The sequence below is a fragment of the Psychrobacter piscatorii genome, from assembly GCF_001444505.1.
Taxonomy (GTDB): Bacteria; Pseudomonadota; Gammaproteobacteria; order Pseudomonadales; family Moraxellaceae; genus Psychrobacter; species Psychrobacter piscatorii_B.
The window spans coordinates 36,684-49,247 of record NZ_LNDJ01000118.1; the positions used below are offsets into that span (position 1 = coordinate 36,684).

12 protein-coding genes are annotated in these 12,564 nt (G+C 42.1%); 3 read left to right on the forward strand and 9 right to left on the reverse strand.

What is annotated here, in order from left to right; genetic code table 11:
- Nucleotides 1-137: 137 nt before the first annotated feature.
- The 3 genes from AS194_RS12355 (at nucleotide 138) to AS194_RS12365 (ending at nucleotide 2,586) form a co-directional block, all read left to right on the forward strand.
- On the forward strand, nucleotides 138-572 hold the full coding sequence (locus AS194_RS12355) for a CidA/LrgA family protein (RefSeq protein ID WP_058025782.1): 435 nt from the start codon (nucleotides 138-140) through the stop codon (nucleotides 570-572).
- Nucleotides 573-588: 16 nt separating this feature from the next.
- Nucleotides 589-1,278, forward strand: a complete 690-nt coding sequence (locus AS194_RS12360) for an LrgB family protein (protein WP_058025783.1) — start codon at nucleotides 589-591, stop codon at nucleotides 1,276-1,278.
- Between the two features lie 498 nt (nucleotides 1,279-1,776).
- Nucleotides 1,777-2,586 (forward strand): lytic transglycosylase domain-containing protein, encoded by an 810-nt coding sequence (locus AS194_RS12365; protein ID WP_058025784.1) that lies wholly within the window; start codon nucleotides 1,777-1,779, stop codon nucleotides 2,584-2,586.
- 184 nt (nucleotides 2,587-2,770) lie between these two features.
- Here the strand turns inward: AS194_RS12365 and tsf are convergent, their stop codons facing one another.
- From tsf to AS194_RS12410, 9 genes are all read right to left on the reverse strand, one after another.
- Complete coding sequence (gene tsf, locus AS194_RS12370) at nucleotides 2,771-3,652, reverse strand: translation elongation factor Ts (RefSeq protein WP_058025785.1); 882 nt, start codon at nucleotides 3,650-3,652, stop codon at nucleotides 2,771-2,773.
- Nucleotides 3,653-4,029: 377 nt separating this feature from the next.
- Nucleotides 4,030-4,815: a 30S ribosomal protein S2 gene (gene rpsB, locus AS194_RS12375; RefSeq protein ID WP_058025786.1), complete on the reverse strand. Its 786-nt coding sequence runs from the start codon at nucleotides 4,813-4,815 to the stop codon at nucleotides 4,030-4,032.
- A 397-nt stretch (nucleotides 4,816-5,212) separates the two neighbouring features.
- A complete protein-coding gene (locus AS194_RS12380; RefSeq protein WP_058025787.1) occupies nucleotides 5,213-5,662 on the reverse strand; it encodes a chemotaxis protein CheX in 450 nt (149 codons plus the stop codon).
- Between the two features lie 38 nt (nucleotides 5,663-5,700).
- Nucleotides 5,701-6,150: a chemotaxis protein CheX gene (locus AS194_RS12385; RefSeq protein ID WP_058025788.1), complete on the reverse strand. Its 450-nt coding sequence runs from the start codon at nucleotides 6,148-6,150 to the stop codon at nucleotides 5,701-5,703.
- 30 nt (nucleotides 6,151-6,180) lie between these two features.
- Nucleotides 6,181-6,543 carry a response regulator gene (locus AS194_RS12390; protein WP_058025789.1) on the reverse strand — a complete coding sequence of 121 codons (363 nt, stop codon included), beginning with the start codon at nucleotides 6,541-6,543 and terminating at the stop codon, nucleotides 6,181-6,183.
- Nucleotides 6,544-6,605: 62 nt separating this feature from the next.
- Nucleotides 6,606-8,816: an ATP-binding protein gene (locus AS194_RS12395; protein ID WP_058025790.1), complete on the reverse strand. Its 2,211-nt coding sequence runs from the start codon at nucleotides 8,814-8,816 to the stop codon at nucleotides 6,606-6,608.
- A 12-nt stretch (nucleotides 8,817-8,828) separates the two neighbouring features.
- Entirely contained in the window at nucleotides 8,829-9,701 is an 873-nt protein-coding gene (locus AS194_RS12400; protein ID WP_058025791.1) for a substrate-binding periplasmic protein, read from the reverse strand.
- A 353-nt stretch (nucleotides 9,702-10,054) separates the two neighbouring features.
- A complete protein-coding gene (locus tag AS194_RS12405; RefSeq protein WP_058025792.1) occupies nucleotides 10,055-11,314 on the reverse strand; it encodes a multidrug effflux MFS transporter in 1,260 nt (419 codons plus the stop codon).
- 293 nt (nucleotides 11,315-11,607) lie between these two features.
- The gene (locus tag AS194_RS12410) at nucleotides 11,608-12,420 is read right to left on the reverse strand and encodes a crotonase/enoyl-CoA hydratase family protein (RefSeq protein ID WP_058025793.1); all 813 of its coding nucleotides are present in this window, start codon (nucleotides 12,418-12,420) and stop codon (nucleotides 11,608-11,610) included.
- Nucleotides 12,421-12,564 lie beyond the last annotated feature (144 nt).

The window sequence follows — 12,564 nt, forward strand, 5'->3', positions numbered from 1 at the left end:
TCGCCACTCAAAAGTTGAAATGTCACTACTGTCTATTATCAGCGTTCATAATATTATTTTTCACGTTATATTATTGATACTATCGCCCGCTCGTTTTTATAAACTCATCACCTATATCTGACTTGGCCACACTGCTTATGAAGCCTGCTCACTCCTCCCATCTCCCGCTATGGATTTCGTTAATTTTAACGTTGACCATGGTTATCGTTGTCCGAGAGACGGCTGTGGTTCTTTGTCAGTTGGCAGGTATCGAAAAAGCCGCCAATATTGTCGGCTTGGTGGCGATGTTTGTTATCTTGATGATATGGCGATTGCTCAAAGGGTTGCCTAACTGGCTCACTCAAGCCAGTAACACCCTCCTCGTCGATAGTGGTTTTGCATTTCTGCCCGTCTCAGCGGGTGCAGGCTTACTGCTATTCGCACTAGGAGATGAGCTGTTGGGCGTGATGGTCACAATGATAGTAAGTACGCTCATACCGATGTGGGGACTCGCGCTACTGGCCAATCGCTGGTTGAATCAAGATGCCAATGCCGACAGCGGCACGACTAATCAGCAAAAGGAACAGCCGTGAGCTGCGGAGAGATATTATGACTTTTGACAGCGTATTTATGGCGACCTTAGCAGCCGTACTCCTAACCTTGGTGGCACACGTCATTGCACGTGTGTTAGCGCGTAAATTATCATGGTTACCAATGGTAATTACCGCGCTCGTTTTGGTACTGGTCTTCTTATTTTTATTGCAATGGGATTATGACAACTACTACAGCGCGGCAAAGCCTATATTCGATCATCTATTAGGATATGTCACAGTACTTTTGGCGGTACCACTAGCCGCAATGAACTTTAAAGGACTGCCTGTCAAAAAGCTCTCTTTGATCGTTGCTATTGCTAGTGTCATTGGTGCCCTACTGCCCATGTCATTGGCTTATCTATTTTCATTGAGTCACGACAGCATACTTGCTTTTGCTACCCGTTCTGTGACTACTCCCATTGGCCTCAGTGTTGCCGATTTAATCAATGCGCCATTAGCACTGGCGAACCTGATCATCATCGTCTCAGGTCTCATTGGCGGCGCTGTCGCCCGTTTTTTGTTTCGCGGTATCAATGATGATCGAGCTAAGGGTCTTGCACTTGGACTGGCGGCTCACGCATTTGGTACAGTAGAAGCTTGGCAAATCAGCCATACAGCAGGACGATATGCGGCATTTGGACTGGCAGTCAATGGTTTGGTCACTGCCGTTTGGGTGCCTGTATTTATCAGTACGTTAGGCATCTAGACCGATTTTGCTTACCGCTTTGATAGATGACTGAGCACTATTTTATCATTCCAATCATTGTTTTTATTGCTTACTCAGCAACGAGATTCATTGAAATGATATTTGGCTCATCTGAGCGTTGTCATCACCTTTGCATTGTAGAGAATTAAAATAAGGCATGCATCAAAAAGTGCTTGCCTATCATCCGATATAAACAGGTAGTTAATAAGCTTCAAACATATAGCACTTTGATTTATTTGAGTTTGTTCAATGATAAAAATTTGATTTTACAACTTATTTTATCAATCTGATGCGGCAAAAAGTTATTATATGTTATAGTAAGCAACTATTATTTTTTGTATCTATTGCAAGTGGTTCTTGTTAGACGTGGTATTTGCTAGGTGGCTATATCGATGACGAGCTATAAAATCCTGCAACCCTGATGACCGCTTAAGCGCGTAAAATGGCGCGTCTATAGGCAAAACAATTTGCTATTATTCGATAAAAAGTGATAACACTATGATAAATGCTGCTACTCTGATTACTCGCTGTTTGTCTCCTATTTTATTAAGTGCGATTGCCCTCTCTACTTTTTCTATTGCTGCCAACGCTGGCAATATGTATATCTACAAAGACAAAGGTGGACAAGTACTACTGACCAACGTCAATCCTAGTGGCAATTTTGACAAATTCACTAAAAAAGTTAAAGTCACTTATTATAAAGACTCTAAAATGTATGACGGTAGTAATAGTAGCAATAACTATGGTAGCAGTGCCGCTAGCAATAGTGGTAGCCGCAATGCTTACGACAGCTACATTCGCGCCTCTGCTGAACGTCATGGCGTAGATCCTGCCCTTATGAAAGCAATGATGCATACCGAATCCGCTTTCAATCCCAATGCTCGCTCACCAGTCGGCGCACAAGGCCTCATGCAGTTAATGCCTGCCACTGCCCGCCGATTTAAAGTAAGTAACCCTTGGAACCCTGCAGACAATATTGAAGGCTCAGCCAAATATATCGCTTGGCTCATGCGCCGTTTTAACAACAATGTAGAATATGCAGTAGCTGGCTACAATGCAGGTGAAGGCAATGTCGACAAATACGGCGGTATTCCTCCTTTTAAAGAAACCCGTAACTATGTGCAAAGAGTCATGAGCCGTTATCATAGTTTATATAAGAATGATGCTGGGCTATCTGGCGTCAGTATGAGTGCCAGCAATCAAACGAGTAGCACCATTAACAGTGGATTGCGCAACGTCAGTTACGGCACTAGCAATAATGTGAATAGTGCCAGCTATGCTAACTCAGCTTATGATGCTTTACGCTAAGCTAGAGCTAAGCCAGAAATAAAATAGACCAGTGACCTAAAAAGTCAGACACAAAAAAACCCGTTAAGAAATTAACGGTTTTTTTTGTGTCTGGACGCTTTATATCGTGATATATCATCAGTAATAAAGACAAGCTGTGAGTACTAAATCAGCACTCACAGTATTTTCCAATATGACTCAGTTCTTACTTGTTAGCAGCCTGAGTTGCAGCAACTTCAGCAGCGAAGTCTTCTTGCTTCTTCTCGATGCCTTCACCAACTTCTAGACGTTTGAAACCAAGTACTTTTACGCCTTCAGCTTTTAGGACATCACCAACTTTTTTGTCGTTGTCCATAACGTATGGCTGACGTAGCAAAGTTACTTCGTCTAGGTACTTACGTAGGCCACCTTCGATCATTTTTTCAACGATGTTGTCAGGCTTGCCAGACTCTTTTGCTTTGGCTTCGATGATGTCTTTTTCGCGTGCCAATACGTCAGCAGCCACGTCTTCGTCATCTACAGCAACAGGGTTGAATGCTGCAATGTGCATGGCAAGGTTTTTGCCAGTGTCAGCGTCGCCACCTTCATAAGAAACCACGACACCGATACGTAGACCATGGCGGTATGCAGCGATGTTAGCGCCTTCAAGTACTTCAACACGGCGAACCTGAATGTTCTCACCGATTTTTTGTACCAAAGATACGCGTGCTTCTTCAACCGTCTGACCATCGCCATAAGGCAGTTCAGAGATAGCAGCAACGTCAGTGACATCGTTTTCTAGTGCAATGTTGGCCACTTTTTCTGCAAATGCAGTGAAGCTGTCGTCTTTTGCAACGAAGTCAGTTTGGCAGTTAACTTCTAACAAGAATGCTTTGTTTTCGCCTTGAGCGATGATGATAGCGCCGTCAGCTGCGATGTTACCCGCTTTTTTAGCTGCTTTTGCTTGACCAGATTTGCGTAGGTTATCAATGGCAACTTCAACATCACCGTTTGATTCTTCTAACGCTTTTTTACATTCCATCATGCCAAGACCAGTACGGTCACGCAATTCTTTTACCATTTTGGCAGATACTTTTACTTCTGTCATAAGAGTCACCTTAGTATAGTTATGTATAAGAGCACTGTATTTCTAAGTGCTGTATTTCTATTCGATATCTTCGTATTACTTAAAATCTAGCAGGACAGCTCATTTTGAGTCATTACTAATATAGCCATCAATGATGTCAAAAAGATAACATCTTAAAAACATAGCCCTATAGCCAGTACGAACGATAATACTCGCCCATTAGCTACTCGGTTATGTATAACGGCCTCGTTAATAATGGGCTATTCAATAACAAGGCATGACGAGTAAAACTACATCATGCCTATTATGAGCTTATACGCTGTTCATAACATTATATGGATGCTGATAGTCATACTATCAAGACATCCTTACAAAGTTAAACTTTTTAACTCAGCTATTTACTCTGCTGGAGTTGCCGCTTCTTCTGCAGCTGGTGCTTCTTCAGTAGCAGATGCTTGCTCAGCTTTACCGCCAGCTTGAGTTTGTGCGTATTCTTTACCAGCGATGATCGCATCAGCCATAGAAGTTACGTACAAAGTCACAGCACGGATAGCATCATCGTTAGCTGGGATGATGTAGTCAACGTTGTCTGGGCTAGAGTTAGTATCAACGATACCGATAACTGGGATACCTAGGTTTTTGGCTTCTTTAATCGCGATGGCTTCGTGATCTACGTCTACAACGAAGATTGCATCAGGTAGGCCGCCCATGTCTTTGATACCGCCTAGTGAACGCTCAAGTTTTTCCATATCGCGAGTACGCTCTAGCGCTTCACGCTTGGTTAGCTTCGCAAAAGTACCGTCTTCTGATTGCTTTTCAAGCTCTTTTAGACGGTTGATTGACTGGCGTAGTGTTTTCCAGTTAGTCAACATACCACCTAACCAGCGATGGTCAACGTATGGCATACCAGCACGAGCTGCCTGCTCACGTACGATACCGCTTGCAGCACGTTTAGTACCAACAAATAATACTTTGTTTTTCTTAGCAGCTAGGCCGTTTACGTAAGTCAACGCTTCGTTGAACGCTTTTACGGTGTGCTCTAAGTTGATGATATGGATCTTATTACGCGCACCAAAGATGTATGGACCCATTTTTGGGTTCCAAAAACGTGTTTGGTGACCAAAGTGAGCGCCAGCTTGTAGTAAGTCGCGCATTTCGATTTTGGTTGGATTCTTTGTAGCCATGAGAATATATCCTATTGGTTGGGTTATGCCTCCACATCACAAAAACAGCCTATTTGGCGACACGCATCTGCTACTGACTAGTCTTTATTACTAAAGCCCTAATGGTTCGCAAATTAATCAAGTCGCCAAACACCCAGCAATTTTTTGCCATGATGTGTGTGTCATTGGTTGGTTTAAAAAAGAAGCTATGGTCAGATTCAAAAAAACTTCAAATCTAAACTATAAAAATAGCTGCGCTGTATTTTACCACATAATACCTTAAAGTCTCCAGCAGTTTATTCATAGTGCCTCAATGCGTTACAGACACAGTAGATCGGTGGTGCAATAAAAAAAGCGACACATTCGTATCGCTTTTTATTTCTGGCTTTAGACTTTATATGAATGGTTTCATATTAGATTATGCAATACAGATACCAATCACAGCCTTGTAACCGCGCCATGTGAATGGCGTGATATAGCTTTGGCGATCTCTAGGTAAGTAAGACACACTTGGTGCGCTTTCAACAATCTGCGGCGGAGAGATAATGAATTCAGAACCAAATTCTGTACGGGCATTACCAGAGATAGTATTGGCCATTTCACCCAGCAAGTCTTTCATCATCGTGATCGAAGAGTCAGGCTCACCCATCACATTTATCACTTCTCGCAACATTACGCTTGGTGCGCTGACATAGACACAGCCTTCAAGAGGCCCTGATATCTTAATGACACCACTATAATCAAAACCAATCGCCGTTTTATTGTTGTTCAAATAAGGGGTATCGATAGATACTTCTGAGCCGTCGATCTGTGCAAAAAATGCATTGATCGAGCTTAGAAACACACCCAACTTTTCTACTTTAAACATAATATATTAATATCCATCTGTATTACGTGACAGCAGCATTAGTCCTGCAAACAAACCACAATCTCGCCAACTTGTGAGTGCCAAGTGATGGGAATGATAAAAGAACGCTCATCGTTCGGCAACACAATACTTTGCGGTGCGCCTTTGAACACAAACGGCACAGAGATATGAAATTCAGAGCCGAACTCTTTACGCGCATTACCCGAAATCGTGTTGGCAACTTCACCAGCCAAATCGATGTAGTTTTCCTCACTCTTATCAGCTTCACCCATGCTGTCCAATATTGAAGACAGTAATTGACGAGTTGCCGAAAAATACACCACGCCTTTTTGTCCACCTGATATACCAATAACGCCTGTATAATCGTGGACTTTTGGCTGTTTGTTTTCTAACAAGTAAGGCGTATCAGCAATTAGCTCTTCTCCACCAAACTGATTAAAATAGTTACTAATAATACTCAAAAAAATCTGTAGCTTTTGTTCTTTCATAATGGCATCTGCTTTAATCGATGAATGGTATTAGTCTTGCATCAGCTCATACAAAGACTCCACGAGCTCCTCTTCTGAGAAAGGCTTGCACAAGAAACCGCTGGCACCTAGTGATAAAGCTTCGATACCAGTGGCCTTATCAGACAACGCTGATACGACCAAAATGCGTACATCAGGATCAATCGCAATGATTTTTTCGATACATTCAAGACCATCCATTTGTGGCATGGTCAAGTCCATCGTGATCACGTTAGGACGATGAATGTTAAATTTTTCAATGGCTTGAACGCCACTAGTTGCGGTAGCAACCAGCATGAACTTTCCTGAATCGTATGCGCGCTGAATACGGTTTCTGATAATATTTGAATCATCAACAATCATTAATTTATGCATAACTTGTCTATTACCTTTAATGAAATGCTTGTCGTCCCTGACAATATCGTTACTGTTTTTAATTAAGCTTTAGGTAAAGTGATGACAAACCGTGTCATTTGACCCAGCTCACTATTCACATTCAGCTTGCCATTGTAGTCTTTTACTTGTGCTTTGATGATATCAAGTCCAACCCCGCGTCCACCATCTTCATCTGCGTTTTCTTTGGTAGAGAACCCAGAAGAAAATAACTGCTTGAGTAAATCGCCTTGACTGAGTTGACTTGCTTCTTCCTCACTAAAGCGACCTTCTGTGCTTAGCTTATTACGGATGCTGTCATAATCGATACCTTGACCATCATCTTGTACGACCAGTGTGACATCTGAACCATTGTCTTGTACTTCTAAGTCAATCGTTCCGACTTCAGTCTTACCAGCCGAATGACGAACACTTGGTGCTTCGATACCGTGCACAACTGCGTTTCGTAGTAACTGGATACTAATTTCTTTGATTGGCTTCGCAAGATGCGCCGGTATGTGAGTTTGCGCCAGTGTCGTGCTTTTTAGCTGCACATGCTTGCCTTGTCTAGCGGCAATCTCTTTTACAAACTCATTGTAAAAAGACAGTCGATCATCATTACTTTCACCGCCTAGATCAATATCTAAACCGCCATCAGTGCTGTTGCTACTCGCTGGCTGACTATTTACCGCAGCTGTTTTTGCCACGCTGTCTTTTAAAGCAGAATCGCTTAATGGGGCTTGCGTATTGGCTGTCGCCGCTTTAGGTGGTGCTGAGCGGTTGATGCGTTCACCCAAGGTCGCAATGGTATTTGATAGACTTAGTAAGTCATCTAAGTGTACTGCCAACTGTAAGAAATCATTACCCGATAGCTGACCTTGATTTTGCAAGGCATGCAGCTTATCTTCTGCCTCTGAGGCGATTTTGGTAAAGCTATGCAATTTCAACGCAGAAGCTTCACCTTTCAAGCTGTGCATTTCACGATAGATCGCATTTAGTTTGCCTTCAAGCTCGTATTGTGAGCTACCAGGGTTTTTCAAAATGTTGTTCATACGCTCGATATGCGCTTGGGTGTTGCTAATAAACTCATTAATGATCTTTGGATTTACATTCAAGATAGTGGTTAACATCTCAATCTGCATATCGTTTTGCGAGCGTTCTTTTTCTAAACGCTGTTCTAAGTAAACGGCATCTGACACATCGTTGACGTTAACCAAAATACGCGCAATGTCTTTATCTTCATAAACACGTGAGAATTTAAAGTCTAAGAAGCGATTGTTAAGTCCTTTATCATCAGAGCTGTTATGTAGCATCACTTTGTGCAAAGGATTTAGAGAATCTACCAATTTTTCTTTAACTCGAGGATTATAAAGCTGCTCAATGAACTGCTGAGTGGTCTTAAGATCTTTGTCAGAAATACGACCACGCAAGACGTTGGTAAAGTTTTCTCCTGCCAATCTATCAGAACCAACGATACTGTTTAGGGCGCGAGAGTGCTGCTGACCAATATTTAAGTCTTTGTCCAGTAGGAATAGGCCCGTATTTACCGTTTCCATAATCTCTTGCGTTTCACGACGAGCAGCAAATGCCTCAGCATCGGTCTCACGTAAGCGGCGTACAAAGAAGAATACGAAGATCAAGAAGTAAGCAAAAATCGCAACAACCCCAAGTGCCTGAATTAGACGAATGGTATTGGCTTGGCGCTCTGCGTCATCAAACACTTCGTTGGTCAAATCATCTAATGATTCGTTCATTAGCAAACTTGAGGTTTTTGCCTGCTCTACCGCCTGAGTCAAATCATCTGATGAATCGACCAGTACGTTATCAGCATCTTTTAAGTAAGTTTCAATTCTAGGCTCAAGTAGCTGCCATTGCTCGTTTGCCGCTTGTACATTTTCTTGCGCACTACCGCTAACGCTCGGTAATTTGTACGTTTTGCCATCAGCATCGTCGGTAATCGTGCCGCCTTCTCCGATAGCCGTCAACGTATTGTTAATTAGTGCTGTATTCTGTTCCAAACGCTCTAATACACGCTGAATGTGCGGCGAGCTGGTATCTTCACCGTAACTGCTATCCAAATCGAACAAATCTTTAATAACTGACTGTGCGCTGTTTGCTACTTGGTTGGTCTGATCAATCAATACCGTGTTTCTTTCAAGCAAGCTTGAGGTATAGAAAGTAAATACAAGCAAAGCACCGATCAAAGACAAAAACAGTGCAATCGAAATAATCAAGCCGCGATAACGTTTGTTATCTCCATTATTTATTGTAGCCATATCAAACGTCCCTTAGTTTGCTTGTTCAGTGGTGGCAGAAGCACTAGCCGTTGGACTTGTAGTCTCACCAAGCCAGCGAGCTTCAATCTCTTTAAACTTACCTTCCGCTTTTAGCTTGGTAATACCGTCATTGATTTTGTTAATGAGCTCAGTATTACCTTTTGCCATCAAAATAACCTGCTGTGCTGATGGATTGTCTTGCCCTTCATAAGGAACGATGGTTACTTTTTGCTCAGGATGGTTTTTTGCCGTATATTGCAAGATAGGTAGATCATGCAAAATCGCATCTACTTTGCCTTGCATTAAATCTTCATACAATAAAAAGGCAGTCGTTCTGGTCGAGAAGTTGTTGTACTTACCCATTTGCTGTGCTTGATCGACCTGCTTAGAGCCTTCCATTGCAGAGATGTTTTTGCCTTGCAAATCATCTAGGCTGTTAATATTTAATTCTGGTTTTGCATACATGATGGCGGCAGGGTTAAAGAAGTAAGGCTGAGACAACCCGTACTTAGCATCACGCTCATCTTTATAAGAGATGCCTGAGATCGCTAAATCACGACTGCCCGACTCTACTGTGTCGAACATGTTTTGCCATGTTTCTTTATAAAACTCGACTTTGAACCCTTCTTCTTCGCCAAGCGCGCGAATAGAGTCAATGTCAATGCCCTGCATATTGCCATAGTCATCCTGGAACGAGAATGGAGGCATGGTCCCTGTGGTTGCTACTTTTAAAACTGGCGCTGAATCTGGAAGGCTACTGACAAACTCCTCCTGCCCTTCTGCAGGCGTGTTCTCAGCAGCAGTACTTTCTGGTGTACTAGAGTTGCTGCATCCAAAGATACCTACGCTTAAAACGACTGGTAATATTCGGTATAGCTGCTTCATAATCTATCCTTGAGAATTAACGTGGTTATACAATTTAATGAATGACAATCTAGAGAGGTTAGGCAATATTCCTATAATATTTACTTACAGAAAGTTACGTTAGATAATACTTACCTAACTTTACAATTGCAATAATAATGTTTGACAATTATATACAATTAGTTATATATACATAATAATTCATATATATCTATACAATATATATATTATCAATATTTATAGAACTTGTAGAAAAAGCTTTATCAAAAAGAAAATCTTATATACAAATTAATAGCAGACATAAAAAAGCACCCATACGCTCTAAACGTATGGGTGCTTTTTATGAGTACTTAATTTACGATGAAACCTTATACTTACTCTGCATCGTCAAGATTTAGGTTACGGTCTATTTGCCAGATTAAAAACGCACCCAAGCTCATCAGGACAAAAAGTGCAATACCGATTTTTAACACTGGATTGAGAGGGAATAAGTTTAATAATAAACCACCAAAAATACCCACTGAAAACATCAGCGAGCCTTGCAGCGCGCTTGCCATACCCGCACGCTGCTTTTGAAAAGCCAGCGCAATCGCTGAGGCGTTTGGCTGGGTCAATCCCAAGCCTGCAATACAAAAGAAAATACACGCCAGCACCAGTGGCAACCAAGCATCGGTCCCCAAAAATATACCGACAAAAAACAACGTGCCTGCAGAGAGCACCTGCATCATCGCACCAAAGCGCAAGATACTCAAAATACGAAAGCGATTGGTCAACCATTGGTTCAACTGAGTCAAACCAACAAACCCTGCCGCATTCATCCCAAACAACCAGCCAAAGTGCGTGGCCGAGACGCCATAAGTGTCCATGATTAATTCAGAAGCTGAGCTGATATAGACAAACATCGCACCCATCAACAACCCTCCACCAATCGCTGGATAGTTAAAGGTTGGATCTTTTAATAAATCCCAATACTGACTAAGCACCTCTTTTGCAGGACGTACGTTACGATTTTCTTCGGTCAATGTCTCAAAAAAGAAAAACTTAGTAAGCAATAAATTTAGGGCACCAAAAGCGGCCAAAAACCAGAAAATGGAATGCCAATCAAAAAACTGTAAAAATAGTGCACCAAGCGACGGCGCTAATATGGGTGCTAAGCCCATGACCAAAATCATAATCGAAAAAGCTTTTGCGGTTTGCTTGGCTGTTAGGCGATCTCGAATGGCGGCTCGGGTCACCACTGCCCCTACACAAGCGCCCAATGCCTGCATCGTTCGCCCTACAAATAATACATATTCATTGTCAGTGGTCGCACAAAGAATGGACGCAATCACATATAGTGTCATACCTATATATAAAGGCTTAACACGACCAACACGATCACTAAAAGGCCCATAAAATAACTGCCCGAATACCAAACCCAAAAAATACGCTGGCACAGAGTTGGCCATAAATGCCGTAGATACGCCAAAATCATCTGCCATTGATGGTAACGCAGGCAGGTACATATCAATGGATAACGGTCCTACCGCAACCATTAATCCTAGCATCATAATCCATGCAACAGGCAGATCAGCAGAACGTACTCGTTCGGCGGTGATAGGTTTATTTGGTAGAGAGGACTTTGGGGCAGACATAGTTAGACCATTTATATAGTGATGATTACTTAAGCGCTTGTAAGATGCATGAAATAGATATTTTTAACGACAATAGTGCATCTTTATCTAAATCTGTGCAAGCGGACAGTGTTATATCGTGCTGTCCACTCGGATTTCAATAGCCATAAGGGACTAATGAAACAAGCCTTAACAACTAAAAACAATCAACTTAATTTATCAAAATATGTCTGGCGTACTTTTAATCTAAGTACTGAGGCCGAAATTGTCTCAGATAAAATCCTTAAGACAATATCTACCAAAATTAAAGAAAGTTAGCGGAACTGACGTTTGCTAAATACGGTGCTGGCTTGCTTTGCTTTTCTAAGAGCAAGTTTACGATTGCGTCCAAGCATCATCTTAATTTGCCAGATTTTTTCTTTATATAAAGTAGTTGCAGGCTGCTCATACATCGCATTGATTACGCGTTTGCTCGCTAGCACAGCGTCAGGAGAACGCTCAGCAAACTCAGCCGCCAGCTGTCGTGCTTGCTCAAGCGGCGTCTCACTACAATGACTGATTAATCCTAATTCTTTGCCGTCATTGGCATTAATGATGCGCGCAGTCATGGCAAGCTCTTTGAGAACGTCTTCTCGTACCACCCCAAATGCTGATTGCGTCAATCCCATGTCCGGTACCAAACCCCATTTGGCTTCCATAATAGACAGCTGGCAATCCGGATGACTAATACGCACATCGCAAGCCAATGCTAGCTGTAGCCCAGCGCCAATACAGTAGCCTTCTAGTACCGCGATGACAGGTACTGGTAGATCACGCCACACCAAGCAGACACGTTGGAATGAGCTTTGCCAAGGCTTAATCAGCTCCCAAATAGCAAAGACTTGGTTTTTTGGATGGTTTAAATCCCCTAAATCAATACCTGCACAGAATGTGCCTTCTGCACCATTTAAAATAACCGCGCGTATCGTTTTGTCTTTGCCAATGCGCTCTGCCACCATAATCAGCTCATCTATGACTTGAAAGCTCATGGCATTTTTTTTATTTGGACGATTTAAGGTGACCGTTAATATATTGTCTACGACACGCACTTGTAATGTTTCATACTGGTAACTGGCAACCACGTTCATAATAATCCTTATTAATGAATAAAATAACTATAGTAATGATGGTCACAATATTAGCAGGCTTAACCCTACTCTACCGTAGCAATAACTGACTGCTACGATACTGTATCAAGCGTCTGCCTTTTAATATTCACACATTATCTGGCT